Genomic DNA, 14,984 nt, shown 5'->3' on the forward strand with positions numbered 1-14,984 from the left:
TGTAAGGTTAGTAGTTGGTCGATTCCCTTTTTGGAAACGGATAAACATTTTCAGGAAGTCTGCCAGCCGCCTTTTCAGAGAGGTTGAGCAGGATCTCTGTAAGTTCGCTGTCTTTTATAGGCTTACTAAAGTAGTAGCCCTGCATGTTTGAATTACTCTGCTCTGTAATGAATGAGAATTGTTCCTTGTTTTCCACGCCTTCAGTTACAACTCCTATTTTCAATTGTTTTAACAGGCTATAGATCCCGGTCAGCATGCTTGTGTTGAATTTTTCATGCGGAATACTTTCCATGAAACTGCGATCAATTTTAACAATATCAACCGGCAATTTTCGCAGACCGTGTAGTGAAGCTGTTCCTTTTCCAAAATCGTCAAGCGCGATCTTCATGCCTCTTCGCTGCACTTCCTGCATGAATGTCATGAGATCACTGTCATAATAAGATACTTCACTTTCAGTAATTTCCAGAATAAATGAAGCTGGAGGAATATCGTACTTTTTCATTTGTTTATCCAGGTGGGCAAGAAAATCGTACTTATGAAGAAGCTGCTTTTTTGAGAAGTTCACTGATAGTCTCAGGTATCGGTGACCTAAGTTATGCCACTGATGTAATTGTTTGAGAGATTCAGTCACCACCCACTTGCCCACTTCATGAATTACGCCATTGTCTTCCATCATACTGATAAAAAGTTCAGGTGAGATTGGACCGATTTCCGGATGCTCCCACCGGAGGAGCGCTTCTGCCCCTATTATATGTCCATTCTCCCCGCTCACAACCGGTTGAAAGACGAGTGAGAGCTCTCTATTTTTTAACGCTGTTTTAGAATCTTCTTTAAGACGTTCACTCTGCAGATACTTTCCTGCTTCAACCAGCTTCTTATACATCAGCACTTTGTTTTTTCCACCTGCTTTTGCTTCATACATCGCAGCGTCTGCTTTTTTCAATAAAGTTGACAGCCTTGTCCCATCTTCAGGATAGATACTGATGCCGATACTTGCTGAGACGTGTGCACTCACTGATCCCAGTATAAATTCTCTGCTGATCAGCTCTTTCAGTTCACTGCCAGCTTCCAACAGTTCTTCTTCTCTCTCAAATGAAACGACTGCTATGAACTCGTCTCCGCCGATTCTGGAGATCAGCACCTGTTCCTGTGGAAAGTAATTCTTTAATCGAACTGCCACTTCTTTTAACAAAAGGTCGCCAATTTCATGACCCCATGTATCATTTACTTTTTTAAAACCGTCAAGATCAAAGAAAATGACTGCTTTTTTGTTTTTTGAAGATGTCACAAACCCTTCAAAGTGCTTTTGGAGATAGAAACGGTTTTTCAGACCTGTTAACTGGTCATGATAAGCCATCAAAGTCATATCATCATTTGCACGCTGTACGTCCTGAATCATTCCAAAAAACTCGTTTTCAAGCTGTTTTACTTCAAGGAGGTTTCTGTAAAACCTGTTTCGTTTCACCGGAACTGTTTGATCGTGAGCCCTCAACGCGGCTGCAAGTCTCACAATCGGGCTGAGCACCAGCAGCTTGAACAGAAAATAGATCATGAGTGCAATCAAGATGAAGCCAATTGCTGCCATCATTTTGAACTTTTTCAGGTTAGTCACTTTTTCTTCATGAAAAGCACGGTCCGCCCCAACGCTTAAAGTAATTGCATCACTGCGGCCAACATTCTCAAGTTGATATTCACTGACAACCTTATTTGCCTGAGTCAAGCCGGCTGTGCGTGCTTCGGATGCCAGAGCCACATCTACAGACAGGGCATCACTTAATTCAGCCAGGTACCTATCATCAATGACCCGTCCCATCATCATAAACCCCGAAGGATCGGAAAAATCATTACGCGTGATCTCATGTGACGCCACCATCATCATTTCATCATTGTGCATCTCATAAAACACATGATTTTTATTCCCCTGCTCTTTTACAGATGATAAAAACGCCTTATCTATTGGAAAAGGCGTATCATCCCGGTCTACACCTGCCGTATAGGCTAATTCACCATTTTCATCCAGTAAGATGACCGTCTGCACCTGGATATTCGCGATCATATCCGGCTGCAGATTATCGGCAACGTAATCAGGGTTCTCGTCATTTATAAAAAAATACGTATCATCCCACGCACTCCAGTCAATCAGCTGATGCGACAAATCATCTTCCTCTTTCTCAAGATAATTCTTCACACGCTCCATATCCCGTTCAACAGCCTGCCTATCAAACTCATCCGCCTCTTCAAGCTGCAGAGGCGTCATGACAAATTGAATAAACATAACTGCTACAATCAAAAAGCCGCCAAGAATCACTATCGCCAACGTTCTTATTCTCATGACCGCTCAACTCTCTTTTATTCTTTATATCGGGTGAGAATAAAATGTTTTAAAATAAGGATTTGACTATAGGTTTTAGTATATGGTTCCTCCTTAAACTTTTCACATCGCTCATGTAAACCAGACGGACAATTCACCACATTTCAATCACTCTATAATTCCAGTACTAATCAGCTTGATATCCACATCCACTTCTTGATCAAGCTGCTGATAGGTTTCACTCCACGTCGCTTCATCCCATCGCTCCGCATTAAAAGAAGCTACCTGACTGCCAAGACCCAGTGCGTCTGATTTGGATGACTGGAGTTTTTTCAGTACACGACGAATATCTTCGGCTAGTAAATCTGATAATATATTCGTCAGTTCTTCTTCTTTTTTATTTGTAATTTTATTCTGTCCGTACTCAAGCACCACAATCTCTAAAGTCACCTCTGCACGCAGCTTTGACAATTGTCGATTTACTTTCAAATTGCTTTTTGCATCCTTTACCTCGATCGTAATCCAGTTCTCTACTTCAGGATTTCTGTCTTCATGAACACGGCGGGTAATTCTGGCCACCTCTTCAATATCATTATTCAGTATATTAAAAATGACACTTTCCTCTGTATTTAAATATTCTTCAGTGAACTTTTTTTGATGAAAAAGTGCAAGACCAGCTATTTTTGCACGCTTGGTTTTCTCATCATAAGTAATATAAGGCAAATACAGGTCTCTTTCAGGACTGAATATGATCGTACAGGCTTCCTGAAGTGACATATATGGAATGACACTGGTCAGTTCAGAGCTTTCGAGAATACCTTTAAAATACTCTGACTTATTTTTTTGCGTTTCAATTTCACTTGATAACAGATCCACTGCCGGCAGAGCAACGAGAGCCAGACGCGCATGCAGGTTACTGTCAGGATTCCGATACAGCTCATCCAAAAATGGATAGACGGAATCCGCAGCTAAGCTTTCTCCAATCAGTACAGTTTGAAGCTTTGAAAAATTAGCGTATTCTGCGATACGAAGATCCATTTCATACATGGTATCCAGCATTGAGTGTCCTGTTACTGTGACCTCATTTTCTACCCCGCCTTCTTCTACCGGTGGTGCTAATGTTGTAGCTTGAATATCTCCTTCCTCCGTCTGATCATACCCCGCTGTATAAACCAGCTGTGTATCCTTCAGCAGGTTTTGATCCCAGCAGGCAGCGAGAAAAAAGATCAGCACAACATGTAAAAGGAAAATAGCTCTTTTCATATTTCCTTTTCCTTTCTGAATAATAGATAAAAACATAATGTGCCCAGCGGCAAAATGACAGTAAAAATAATGGCCACAGCAGGAAGTGCTGTCTGCACGCCAATGATTTCCTGTTTTTCTTTGATAAAAAGAGATGTCACAAAGACAGCAAAGACGATAAATATAATCGGTCGTTTATGACTCTTTAAGTTAAATAAATTCTTTGATTCATTTGAAGCGATAAACAAAAAATTCACAAAAGATGTAAGCACAATGACGATCCACAGAGATAAAAATATTAAGTCGATCCGGTCCACAATGACAAAGCTGAGAGATTTTAATATATAAAGAACTGCGTATGGTACAATGACCAATTCTTCGATATGGAAATACACCTGAGTGCTGATGAGCAAAAACAGGTAGAACACTGTCACAAAAAGAGTGGAAAATGCTGCTTTTTTCAATTCCTTTTCTCGGTTACTTCTTACGTATTTACTAAAATATAAAAATGATTCGAAGCCAATATACGCGAGCAATGTTGCTTCCAGGCCTTTAAGTATTTGCCCTGCACCTTCTGATCCAATCGGAAAAAAGTGCGTGTAATTAGGCGTGCTGTATACAGGAATTAAAAGCATTACCAATACAGGCAGGATAATTGAAACCAGCATCGAAAACCTTGCAATATGAACCACTTTCCCACTTGCACAATACACAGCAGGAATCAGAAACAGCAGCATCAATATCCATCTTGGCGTATCCATATAAATCCATTCAGATATCACTTTTATGAATGACAGATTCGACACCAGTAAAATATATATAAAATATGCCAGATAACATGCGGCTAACAGTTTACCAATGATCTGTCCAAATGCTTTTTCCAATAAGATGAAATAATCGACTTCACCTGCTCTTAGTAATAACCAAAGAAACACCAGCAGTAAAAGCTGAATGAGGATCCCGCCAATGGCAAGTGAGATCCAGGCATCATTTCTTGAAACGATCGATATGTCCTTTTGCATTGAAAGGACTCCAATACCAACCTGCGTCTGAACCACCAGATAGAATAATTGCCAGCCCGTCACTTCATTTTTTATTTGCATAGTGCCACCGCTTTGAAAATCCCTGTCTGATTTTATTCAGTGTCATCGTTTCCGCAGGACGAGTGCTCTGCAACCAGGAAGGCATCCGTAAAATAGTGTCCCTCATACCCGACTTGTGAAAAGGTGCAAACGGACTTAAATACGGCATACCTAGTGATTCAAGCCGGATCAGATGAATTAATAAAAGCGTTAATCCCACAGTTACACCATAAAAGCCGAATAATGTGGCGAGCAGCATAAAAGGGAATCGTAATATGCGGACAGTTGAGTTCATCTCAATAGACGGCACAACAAAAGAAGAAATCGCCGTCAGGGCAACAACGATGACCATAACATTAGAAACGAAACCGGCATTGACCACCGCATCACCAATTACGAGGCCTCCAACTACACCGATTGTCTGGCCAACGGGGAACGGAAGCCTGATTGTCGCCTCCCTGATTAATTCAATGGTAATTTCCAATATCAGCGCCTCAAATAAAGGAGGATATGGAATTCCTTCTACTGCCCTTTTCGTAGGCAGAGTCAGCGCTTCGGGAATAACCTCGAAGTGAAAACTGATAATCGCAATATACATAGCGGGCAAAAGCAGCGCCACTAAAAAACTGCATAAACGCAGCAATCTGTAGAATGTGCCAATGATAAAGCGTCCATTATAATCATCCGGGGACTGATAAAATGAAAAAAAGTTTGCAGGACCGATAATGGCTGTGGGTGATCCATCGAGCATAAAGGCGATCCGCCCCTCAGATAGATTACCAGTCACCCGGTCAGCCCTTTCTGTCACCAGAAACTGTGGAAATGGGGAAAAGCAGTTATCCTCTAACATCTCTTCCAGAAATCCAACGCTATGTGCAATGTCCACATCTATACTTTGTATCCTTCTGATAAATTCTTCCACAATCATCAAGTTGGCAATATTATCTACGTAGATCAATGCACTGGTCGTATTGGATTCTTTTCCAATCTGAAAATATTTAATCACTAAATGTGAGGTCTTCAGTCTTTGGCGAATCTGATAAATATTGCTTGCCAGTGATTCGTTAAAACCACTATGAGATCCCCTGACGATCTGTTCACTCTTCGGCTCTTCAATGGCTCTTGATAACTGTTTAGGGATCTTAATTCCTTCAATCCTCCACTGATCCTCTTCCATACAGATTAGAAAAGCTTCTCCTTCTAATAACTGCCTCACTAGTTGTTCAAACATTAATGTACCGTCATAAGACTGTATCTTACTGCTTGTTACCCGCTCATTTGTCAGCCACTTCATCTCTTTTGACCATTCCAGAAGTTCTTCAAGTTTGACTGAATCAATAAGAGGCTCAATGTAAACCATAATTGAAGTACGTTCTATGGATTCATGATGGATCTGCAGCATGACCAGATCGTTTGTATTTCCGCTGTAATAAGAAACCTGCTCCTGCAATTCTTGAATACTTTGAGTCTGATGAACTGACACTTTTTTTGAAAATGAAGCACTTTCCACACCATCACCTCCCTGTTCAAATCTTGAACATAATGGGAGAGAAATATACATCTGAGCTTAGTAAATTTTTATGGAGAGAAAGTAAAACCTCTTAAGTTTTCAGATAAGTTAATCTTTTTCATCCTATATTGACAAGTTGAGATAACAGGAGTAGATTCTATCTATCAATCACATAACTGCCTTTAAATCGCTGAAACATTTATGTGCGGGGGACCCATTTTTTTGGCCAACTGGTCTTGGGGTGAATCTTTCATTTGAAAGAAGGGATACTCTTCAGTCCCTAATCCGACAGCTAACCCCGTAAGCGTTAAGGAGAGAAAGGTCTAACTCTGACCATTTCTTTGTGATGTGGTTTTTTTATTTGAAAAGGAATGTAAAAAATGGAAAAAAAGCAATTTTCAGTCATTGGGTTAGGCCGTTTTGGCGGTAGTATCTGCAAGGAGTTGTACTCAATCGGACATGAGGTCATGGCGATCGATCTGTCAGAAGATAAGGTGGAGGAATATGGGGAATATTCCACACATGCTATTCAGCTCGACAGTACAGATGAGCGCTCCCTGATTAATGTGGGGATCAGAAATTTTGATGAAGTGATTGTAGCGATTGGTGATGACATTCAGGCAAGCGTGCTGACAACGCTTTTATTGAAAGAGTTAGGGATTAAGAAGGTAGTTGTTAAAGCACAGAATGATTATCATCATAAGGTGCTTGAAAAAATCGGAGCAGACGTCATTGTTCATCCTGAGTACGAAACAGCAAAACGGGTGGCACACAACCTGTCTTCAGATACGCTGATCGATTTTATTGATCTGTCTGAGGAATACAGTATTGCCGAACTGCTAGCGACTTCTAAAATGAACAACAGGTCATTAGCTGAACTGGATATCAGAGCTAAGTATGGGGTGACTGTGCTGGCATATAAAGATCAAGACCATGTGAACATTGCTCCCTCTCCAGATGACCTCATCCAACGGGGCACGATCCTCGTTGTAATGGGACATAAGTCAGGTCTTGAAAGATTTGAAAATACTGCTTTTTAATCTGGTATTTGAGAGGTGTGAAGAAACGGAAAATTACATTAACCCCTCCCCAGTTTTTAATGGGAGGATTTGCGATCACTATTTTAATTGGCACACTGCTTTTAAAACTGCCCTTAGCAACGGAAACAGAAGGGATTTCATGGATCGATGCGTTCTTTATGGCAACTTCAGCCACTACTGTAACAGGGCTTGTGACAGTTGATACAGGAACTGTTTTCACCGTCTTTGGTGAGACGGTTATTATGATGCTGATTCAGATCGGCGGACTGGGGTTCATGACATTCGCCGTACTTGCCATTTTGATATTAGGAAAAAGAATTTCGCTGAAGGAACGGCTGCTTTTACAGGAAGCCCTGAACCAGACAGCAGTTGGCGGCGGCATCCGATTGACAATCAGACTGTTTGTGTTTTCAATCATGATTGAGTTGTTTGGCATGATTTTACTGGCTACTGTATGGGTACCTGAGTACGGATGGAAGTTCGGCTTATATACCAGCTTGTTTCATTCTATCTCAGCATTTAATAACGCCGGATTTTCATTATGGTCTGACAGTCTGATGGGCTACGCGGGTGACCCGGTAGTTAACCTAGTCATTACAGGCATGTTTATACTCGGCGGTTTAGGCTTCACTGTACTGATAGATGTGAAAAGTCAGCCGATCTTTAAAAAGCTTTCACTGCATTCGAAGCTCATGATTATTGGAACACTGGTCGTGAACGTGATGGCCTTTTTGATGATTTTCTTTCTTGAATATGGGAACCCGGATACCATCGGCTCCCTTTCGTTTATAGATAAAATGTGGACGTCCTATTTTCAGGCGGTCACAACCAGAACTGCCGGATTTAATACGTTAAATATCGGGGATATGGAAACATCATCTGTTTTATTGATGATGGTGCTGATGTTTATCGGGGCCGGTAGCGGATCAACAGGGAGTGGAATCAAGCTGACAACCGCCATTGTCATGGTTGTAGCGGTCATCAGCTACCTGCAGAAGAGAAGCGAAGTCACCCTAATGAATCGGACAATCAAAAGAGACATTGTCCTCCGGTCATTTGCGATTGCACTTGTCGGGGTTGCGACAGTATTTGTTACGCTGTTTTTACTAACCGTGACAGAACCAGAACTTCCCTTTTTACAGCTTGCTTTCGAAACGTTTTCTGCCTTTGGCACAGTTGGATTATCAATGGGTATTACAGGTGAATTAAGTGATCCCGGTAAAGTCATTGTGATGATCCTGATGTTCCTCGGCAGACTCGGACCAATCACACTTGCATTTTCACTGGCAACGACGAAGCCGGACAAGGTGAGATATGCGAAGGAAGATGTGTATACAGGATAATGCCTGCGAAGGAGCCAAGCGCTCCTTCGTTTTTAGGTTTCTCTATTTGTAATGTGGAGCTTCACGGTTCAGGAAATAGAGTCCCTGTATCAGGCACGAGCCCGATAACAAAAATATAATTGGCAGCGGAAAGTCGAGGAATAGAAAAAGGATGGCTGATAGGACAGCTGTTATGAAGTAAACAGGTGCGAACTTTTTGGAAGATAGAACTTTTTCAGCTTTGCTCATTGATTAAAACAGCCTTTCGAGTGCCTGTCACAATTCCGTTTACCACAGTCGACACAAAAATAATTCCCCCTAAAAATATATAAAACTTCCTTTTGCTCATTACAATCACATCTTTATTTTCTTTACTCATCCTTTTCAACCTCCCGAATCTAATCTATCAGTCATAGTAACAGTTTATTTCATATATTGGAAATGTTATATTATAAAAAATGGTATTTATACACCAGACAGGAGTTTAGGTATGGAATTTAACTTTATTGAAATCATTACACTAGTCGCCGTCATTTATCTGCTATCTACAATTTTCAGGCTCGAACAGCGTGTTAAGACGCTGGACTATAAAGTAGAGCAGCTGTCTGCACAGACAGATATAACGGAAGAAGGTCTTTATGAGGAACTGCATCAGGAGCTGAAAGTACTTATTCATCAAGGTAAAGATGTTCAAGCGGTAAAAAGAGTACGTGAAACGAAAGGTTTGTCTCTTCTTGAAGCAAAGCAGTATATTGATACGCTGAAGCTGAAGGAAGAGTAAAATGAGAAACGGAATACGTCTATTGATGATTGGTGTTGCCATCGTTTTATTGAGTGGATGCACCAAAGAGGAAACACCTCAAGAAAGCATCTCTATGGAACAGATCATGATGGATGAAGGAATTGAATATGAAGAAATTCTCGTTAGCGCACCTTACGACGGCGAATACGGCTTTGCAATTTATTTCACTGAAGACGGAATAGGTAACGCACAATTTTCAACTGAAAACGGTCAGTGGCACTACACAGGATCTACTGAATTTTCAGCTGAGCCTCCCACAGAATCACCGATTATCAGTCTGGGTATGACCCATTGGAATATGGATGATGCTACAGAAGCAGACCGGCAGCCGGTCGCGATTCTTGCAGGTGAGGTCACTGATCAGGTTGAGCGAATAGAGCTTGAATTCGATGAAGAAATACATGAAGGTAAAATCATAGAGGGAGTAGAACGAAACGGATTTTACTGGGTTGGTGGATACAGGCGTATGTATAATGTGAAAGCCAGGGCTTATGATGAGGACGGCGAGCTGGTTGATGAGTGGTGATCGGAGCAGTGGCACAGCCCGAACAGGCTGTGCCACAACATACTTTCCTACGCCAGCATCTCAGCTGACATCTCCACCTGATAAACTCCGGAATCATTTAAAAGAAACAGGTGATTGCCGCGCATCCTGATCACTGCGTTACCCTTATTCAAATCATTCCCATCAGCATCCTCGAGTCTGAATTCCTTCTCTTTCTTAAAAACACCCTCATGCTTTTTCAAAAGAGACAGCGCCCTGGTCCTATAAACGAATGTGAGCAGCAATTCATCACCAAGCAACATAATCGGACCTACATCAATGCTTTGATGAATCTCGCTGTTTTGCACTTCTTCAAAATGATCAAAATGAACAATAGAAGAAAACAGTGTGTAGTAAGCATAGACACTGTCGGCACGATCAACATTTAACGACAGCAACTCATGGATCATTGGAAGCTTAGGCTGGAACAGGATCTCTCCGCTCTCTGAAAAAGCCACCAGTCCTGAACGGCCGATCGGCTCATCCCATCCAAGATTTCCATACACCCCTTCATCAAAATAACCAACCCAGATCTTGTCCTCGTCATCAATTGCCAGGGTTGATATCCCGTCTCCAAGGACAAATTCATCCAGACACTCACCATCCGCACTGCATCTTCTCGCATTTTTCTGGACCCAGTCATGACCTTTCCAGCACCTTCCTGACACAAGCAAAAACGTGCCGTCTGTATAAGTATCAATATCCATTGGCGGAAAAGGGAGATCTTTTGTGACAAAAGAGGTTAGATCGTTACGATCCAGTACATTGACTGTAAAGTCCTCCCGGAACGTACGTTGATTTTTGTTTATATGCTCGTTCATATCATCTTCAATGAATACAATCTTCCGGTCCCGTGTAATTGCCATTTGGTATCTTCCCCGCTCCGGCAGAACTACATCGCTCCATTTGTTCAGTACGATGGTTTTCATATATGTATAGCCTCCTCTTTATCAAATTGACAGCTTAGAAGGATCATAACATTTTTATCCATATATGTGGTGCAGGTTCTAAAAAAGACATTTACAAACGATGTGAGGGTCGTTTGTAAATGTCTCTCTTTTAAAGCTTCACCTGATCAATGTCTTTCCATCCATAAACCGCTTCCTTCAGCTCTCTGCCACCAAAGTTAATCTTGACCGTATCAACTTTTTCAGCACCGAGCACTTCATAAAACAGCTTCGAATCATTTTTTTCGAGCACGCAGACGATCATTGAAGTAAGTCCTTTACCCTTCATATCTTCAACGAGTGGCGCAATCAGTTTTCGGCCTAATCCCTGGCGCTGATAAGACTCCAGTATGTAAATGGCGAACAGTTCACCGTCATAGCCGGAGTACTTATTACTTCTCTCTTCCCCACCATTGGCAAACCCTACAACTTCACCATTGTCCTCCGCCACGTATACTACCTGACCATCTTCAATAATCTTCTCCCACATTTCTTCCCTGCGCGAATAAGTCATCTGAGCAAGATAATCATCCGGCACCATACCTCTGTAAGTCGTCTTCCATGTATCAACCTGTACCTTTGCAATGCCTGCTGCATCCTGTGGTGTTGCTTTTCTGATATTCATTGGGCACCTCCGTGGTTAGAATAGATATCGCTAAAATTACATTCTAGATACTTGAGATGAAGACCTTTTTCCAAATCACTATAATTTGCTTTAATTCATTTTTGATCGCGAAGCTTTTTTCTCGAAATATTCTTCCAGTCTGTATTCACAAATCTGCTTTGTAAGATCATACAAATCCTGATGCATTTCTGTCGATGGTTCAGGTATATCAAACCAGAACTCATCATTTTCAAACTTCACAAGTCCACCTGAAGATCCTGACCATTTAGACAGTGGCATATCTTTAAGAAGTTTAGCAACTTTTTTCTCATTGAATTCCCAAAGCGATTTCCCTTTCTTATCACTAAAATCAATGACTTTTCGGTATTTCTTTTCAGTCAGATAATGATGAAATTCAAAAGCGATTTCATCTGCTGTAATTTTTCTATACCAGTTTTCCGGTCCTCTTTGCAACATAGCAAACAATACGACCATTTTATAACTTTTCACCATACTTGTTTTCTCTGCTTCTATGAACCAGTCCTTATACAAATCAGCAACCTGCTCTTCATCAGCTGTTAGTTGACCGGCACTTTTTAACAAATTTACATATGAGCCAAAGCTGCGCTTAATAAATATACTTGGAATAGAAGCCATCCTGTGGAATTGTAAATAGGTTGGCCTTCTCCCTATATCCAGTATAAGTTCTTCAAGTTCAAGAATTAAACGGTCTCTGACCTGAAGTCTGTTTTTACCCATTTCCTTCACAAGATCAATAATCTGAGTTTCCAATTGCACTTCACAGCCTAATGGAACTTCAGGCACAACATTTTTATTGTCTCTCTCAAAATCAGACGGGTTCTGGGCAAAGACCTTCAGTTTCACATCTGCATTCCTGTAATTCCCTATCAAATCAATCACTGTACAATGACTTTTCCCTGCAAACAGGCGCAAACCGCGTCCCAACTGCTGTGTAAACACTGTCAGCGATTCAGTTGGCCTTACAAATAAAAGCGTATCAACAGGCGGGATATCGACACCTTCATTGAACAGATCCACTGTGAAAATGACATCTAATACACCTTCGTGCAGTTCTTTAATCGCTTTATGTCTTGAATAATGTCCCTTGGAATGAAGTGCAGCTACATTTCTGCCGCGCTTACTGAAATAGTCAGCCAGAAATTCTGCCTGTCTAATAGACGAGCAGAATGCAATCGTTCTTGTCTGACGGTGTCTATTCCATGCAGCATAAATCTTTTCAGCCATTTCTTCTCTGAGCTGAACCTGTTCCAACTGCTCCTGATCATACCCTGAACTAAGCCATCTAATTTTTGAGTAGTCTGTTTCATCATAAACTCCATAATAATGAAATGGAGCAAGCCACTGATTCTGAATTGCTTTCCAAAAGTTCATATTATAAGCTTCATTGCCATCACAAATCGCAAATACATCTTTTCCATCATTACGATCAGGCGTTGCTGTAATACCAAGTAAAAACGATGGGGTAAAGTGGTTAATAATCTTTTGATAAGACACAGCGGCTGCATGATGGAATTCATCAACTACAATCAAATCAAAAGCTTTAGGATCATACTGATCCAGATAATGCTTTCTGGACAGGGTCGCAACTGACGCAAAGATAATATCCTCATTCAGCTGTTTTTCTGTTCCCGTGAGAAGACCGGTATTCCACTCATGCGATACGTGTTCAAAAGACGCCTTCGCCTGCCTCAGGATTTCCTCCCGATGCGCGACAAATAGCACTCTCTTGAATTGCCTTGCAAAAAACGCAGCAAGATATGTTTTTCCGAGTCCTGTCGCCATAACAATCATTGCTTTATCATAACCCAGCTCTCTCGTTTCCTCTAAAGCAGCAAGAGCCTGCTCCTGTGCTTCTCTTGGCGATATCTCACCCAGTGCAGGTGCTTCCATCACTGTCACTGCTTCTTCCTGATCTTCAGGCTCACCAAACATTACAGCTTCTTCCTCTGAATCATTCCAAACTTTATGTACCTCTTTTACTGAATGAAAAGCCTCAAATTCTTTTTCATACATTTCAATAGATATTGCATTAACCGGAATCGTACAGTCATGCTGAAAGAGCTTCATAAATGCCTCAGCTGACTGTTCAAATAGCTGCTCCTGATCTGACGCCGCAGACAGGCTCCATTCCACTCCTCCACTCAAAGCCGAAGCGGATAGATTTGAAGATCCAACAACAACATGCCCCCCACTTGTAAATCTGAATAAATAGGCTTTGGGATGAAATGACCTGCCGTCATTTTGCCACAATCTCACCTCAGCCTGCGGTAGTTCAGTAATGAGCAGCCTTAGCGCTTTTGGCTGAGTAATACACAAATAGTCCCCAGTCAGTATTCTGATATCTGCCCCTCTTTCAGACGCTTTTCTGAGCGAAGGCAGTATTTTTTTCACACCTGATTCCATTATGAAGGCTGCAAGTATATAGATTTCTTCTGCCTCATCAATATGATGATTCAATTCGTTTATCAAGTGCGATGTAATCAGCTTAACGCTAGTCATCCTCCACACTCACCAAATAAATCTTCTCCTTAAACCCACCACGATCTCTTGCCTTTAACTCCCTGACTCTCTCCACTTCTTCAAGCGAAGCACCGTGCGTTCTAGCCGCCGCTGAGATCAGTTCCAGCAGGTCTGCGAGTTCTTCGATTGCGCCTTCGTCGTCCTGGGTGGCATGGTATTCAGCCAGCTCTTCTTTCATCTTTTTCTTTACTTCAATCACATATTCCTCATTGCTCAGAATCCGCGTCTCCATTGACTTCCCGCTTGCTGCGATGATGTCCGGGATGAGGTCGCGTACGAGTTTGTTGTAGATTGGCATAATGACACTCCCTCTCTGTTTCTATCTATTATACGCCTTTAAAAAGGAAGCTTCATCCATAACTATATTTTTACCTCTGAGCGTTTTATAATAGATTCACCAAGAAGGAGGTGAAAATAATAGAGAATGAGATGTTAAATATTTTGAAAGACATGCAGAGAGATATAACTGGTTTGAAGGATGGTCTGACTGGCATGCAGCAAGATATATCCGGCTTGAAGGATGGTCTGACTGGCATGCAGCAAGATATATCCGGCTTGAAGGATGGTCTGACTGGCATGCAGAACGAGATAAAAGGGATTCATGAAGAAATAATCGGCATTCATGGAGAAACGAACAGGCTCTATGGAGAGATGAGTGGGATTAACGTAGAGCTGAAAGCGATCAAGTCTGATCTTCACGAGCAAAAGCAGGAACTTTCCTCTTTCAAGCAGCAGACTAATACCAGATTCGACAAAATCGATTTACAGCTTGACCGCATGGAGAATGAAAATCAGCATGCGATTCTGTCTAGGTTAAAAATTTAGGCTGAAAAACATGAGAAGCGCGATCAGGAATTCGATTACCCGCTTCATAAACATATTGAACTTGATAAAGATTTCCACATTTTTAAAAGACAGTCCCAAAGCTAACTTCGTATTATACCTCTGACACTGCTAAACTTAATATTCCAAAACAAAACAGCAGTGTGCACCCACCGCTGTTTTTAAAATTGCCTTT

14 protein-coding genes and 1 riboswitch are annotated in these 14,984 nt (G+C 41.5%); of the genes, 5 read left to right on the forward strand and 9 right to left on the reverse strand.

Annotation, left to right across the window (positions count from 1 at the left end; all coding sequences use genetic code 11):
• Positions 1–7 precede the first annotated feature (7 nt).
• The 4 genes from KP77_RS15475 to KP77_RS15490 form a co-directional block, all read right to left on the reverse strand.
• On the reverse strand, positions 8–2,308 hold the full coding sequence (locus KP77_RS15475) for a bifunctional diguanylate cyclase/phosphodiesterase (protein ID WP_235420742.1): 2,301 nt from the start codon (positions 2,306–2,308) through the stop codon (positions 8–10).
• A 171-nt stretch (positions 2,309–2,479) separates the two neighbouring features.
• Entirely contained in the window at positions 2,480–3,574 is a 1,095-nt protein-coding gene (locus KP77_RS15480; protein ID WP_160289544.1) for a Ger(x)C family spore germination protein, read from the reverse strand.
• Positions 3,571–4,656 carry a GerAB/ArcD/ProY family transporter gene (locus KP77_RS15485; RefSeq protein WP_041123651.1) on the reverse strand — a complete coding sequence of 362 codons (1,086 nt, stop codon included), beginning with the start codon at positions 4,654–4,656 and terminating at the stop codon, positions 3,571–3,573. The genes KP77_RS15480 and KP77_RS15485 overlap by 4 nt, the downstream gene beginning before the upstream one ends.
• On the reverse strand, positions 4,640–6,145 hold the full coding sequence (locus KP77_RS15490; protein ID WP_052474339.1) for a spore germination protein: 1,506 nt from the start codon (positions 6,143–6,145) through the stop codon (positions 4,640–4,642). Before KP77_RS15490 ends, KP77_RS15485 begins: the two co-directional genes overlap by 17 nt.
• Positions 6,146–6,323: 178 nt before the next feature.
• Positions 6,324–6,467: riboswitch (cyclic di-AMP (ydaO/yuaA leader) on the forward strand.
• A gap of 58 nt (positions 6,468–6,525) precedes the next feature.
• Between KP77_RS15490 and KP77_RS15495 the strand changes: the two genes are divergently transcribed.
• Both KP77_RS15495 and KP77_RS15500 read left to right on the forward strand, forming a co-directional pair.
• The gene (locus KP77_RS15495) at positions 6,526–7,185 is read left to right on the forward strand and encodes a potassium channel family protein (RefSeq protein ID WP_041123652.1); all 660 of its coding nucleotides are present in this window, start codon (positions 6,526–6,528) and stop codon (positions 7,183–7,185) included.
• 59 nt (positions 7,186–7,244) lie between these two features.
• On the forward strand, positions 7,245–8,528 hold the full coding sequence (locus tag KP77_RS15500) for a TrkH family potassium uptake protein (protein WP_052474341.1): 1,284 nt from the start codon (positions 7,245–7,247) through the stop codon (positions 8,526–8,528).
• Between the two features lie 214 nt (positions 8,529–8,742).
• On the opposite strand, the gene KP77_RS18255 is transcribed toward KP77_RS15500, so the two are convergent.
• Positions 8,743–8,886, reverse strand: coding sequence for a hypothetical protein (locus tag KP77_RS18255; protein ID WP_160289545.1), 144 nt, complete (start codon positions 8,884–8,886; stop codon positions 8,743–8,745).
• A 111-nt stretch (positions 8,887–8,997) separates the two neighbouring features.
• Between KP77_RS18255 and KP77_RS15505 the strand changes: the two genes are divergently transcribed.
• Positions 8,998–9,288, forward strand: a complete 291-nt coding sequence (locus KP77_RS15505) for a hypothetical protein (RefSeq protein ID WP_041123654.1) — start codon at positions 8,998–9,000, stop codon at positions 9,286–9,288.
• 1 nt (position 9,289) lies between these two features.
• Positions 9,290–9,835, forward strand: coding sequence for a hypothetical protein (locus KP77_RS15510; RefSeq protein ID WP_041123655.1), 546 nt, complete (start codon positions 9,290–9,292; stop codon positions 9,833–9,835).
• Positions 9,836–9,882: 47 nt separating this feature from the next.
• On the opposite strand, the gene KP77_RS17705 is transcribed toward KP77_RS15510, so the two are convergent.
• The 4 genes from KP77_RS17705 to KP77_RS15530 form a co-directional block, all read right to left on the reverse strand.
• Entirely contained in the window at positions 9,883–10,782 is a 900-nt protein-coding gene (locus KP77_RS17705) for a hypothetical protein (RefSeq protein WP_052474343.1), read from the reverse strand.
• 130 nt (positions 10,783–10,912) lie between these two features.
• Positions 10,913–11,425, reverse strand: coding sequence for a GNAT family N-acetyltransferase (locus KP77_RS15520; RefSeq protein WP_041123656.1), 513 nt, complete (start codon positions 11,423–11,425; stop codon positions 10,913–10,915).
• 90 nt (positions 11,426–11,515) lie between these two features.
• Positions 11,516–13,945, reverse strand: a complete 2,430-nt coding sequence (locus KP77_RS15525) for a DEAD/DEAH box helicase family protein (protein WP_041123657.1) — start codon at positions 13,943–13,945, stop codon at positions 11,516–11,518.
• Complete coding sequence (locus tag KP77_RS15530) at positions 13,938–14,264, reverse strand: nucleoside triphosphate pyrophosphohydrolase (protein ID WP_041123658.1); 327 nt, start codon at positions 14,262–14,264, stop codon at positions 13,938–13,940. Before KP77_RS15530 ends, KP77_RS15525 begins: the two co-directional genes overlap by 8 nt.
• A gap of 131 nt (positions 14,265–14,395) precedes the next feature.
• Between KP77_RS15530 and KP77_RS15535 the strand changes: the two genes are divergently transcribed.
• On the forward strand, positions 14,396–14,791 hold the full coding sequence (locus tag KP77_RS15535; protein WP_041123659.1) for a hypothetical protein: 396 nt from the start codon (positions 14,396–14,398) through the stop codon (positions 14,789–14,791).
• The last annotated feature ends 193 nt before the right edge of the window (positions 14,792–14,984 follow it).

It is taken from the genome of Jeotgalibacillus alimentarius (assembly GCF_000829445.1).
GTDB classification, from domain to species: domain Bacteria; phylum Bacillota; class Bacilli; order Bacillales; family Jeotgalibacillaceae; genus Jeotgalibacillus; species Jeotgalibacillus alimentarius.

Excerpts from the sequence above, each read along its gene's own strand:
- KP77_RS15520 (WP_041123656.1), bottom strand. The coding sequence starts at position 11,425 with ATGAATATCAGAAAAGCAACACCACAGGATGCAGCAGGCATTGCAAAG.
- KP77_RS18255 (WP_160289545.1), bottom strand. The coding sequence starts at position 8,886 with ATGAGTAAAGAAAATAAAGATGTGATTGTAATGAGCAAAAGGAAGTTT.
- KP77_RS15480 (WP_160289544.1), bottom strand. The coding sequence starts at position 3,574 with ATGAAAAGAGCTATTTTCCTTTTACATGTTGTGCTGATCTTTTTTCTC.
- KP77_RS17705 (WP_052474343.1), bottom strand. The coding sequence starts at position 10,782 with ATGAAAACCATCGTACTGAACAAATGGAGCGATGTAGTTCTGCCGGAG.
- KP77_RS15505 (WP_041123654.1), top strand. The coding sequence starts at position 8,998 with ATGGAATTTAACTTTATTGAAATCATTACACTAGTCGCCGTCATTTAT.
- KP77_RS15530 (WP_041123658.1), bottom strand. The coding sequence starts at position 14,264 with ATGCCAATCTACAACAAACTCGTACGCGACCTCATCCCGGACATCATC.
- KP77_RS15535 (WP_041123659.1), top strand. The coding sequence starts at position 14,396 with ATGTTAAATATTTTGAAAGACATGCAGAGAGATATAACTGGTTTGAAG.
- KP77_RS15495 (WP_041123652.1), top strand. The coding sequence starts at position 6,526 with ATGGAAAAAAAGCAATTTTCAGTCATTGGGTTAGGCCGTTTTGGCGGT.
- KP77_RS15485 (WP_041123651.1), bottom strand. The coding sequence starts at position 4,656 with ATGCAAATAAAAAATGAAGTGACGGGCTGGCAATTATTCTATCTGGTG.
- KP77_RS15500 (WP_052474341.1), top strand. The coding sequence starts at position 7,245 with ATGGGAGGATTTGCGATCACTATTTTAATTGGCACACTGCTTTTAAAA.
- KP77_RS15510 (WP_041123655.1), top strand. The coding sequence starts at position 9,290 with ATGAGAAACGGAATACGTCTATTGATGATTGGTGTTGCCATCGTTTTA.
- KP77_RS15525 (WP_041123657.1), bottom strand. The coding sequence starts at position 13,945 with ATGACTAGCGTTAAGCTGATTACATCGCACTTGATAAACGAATTGAAT.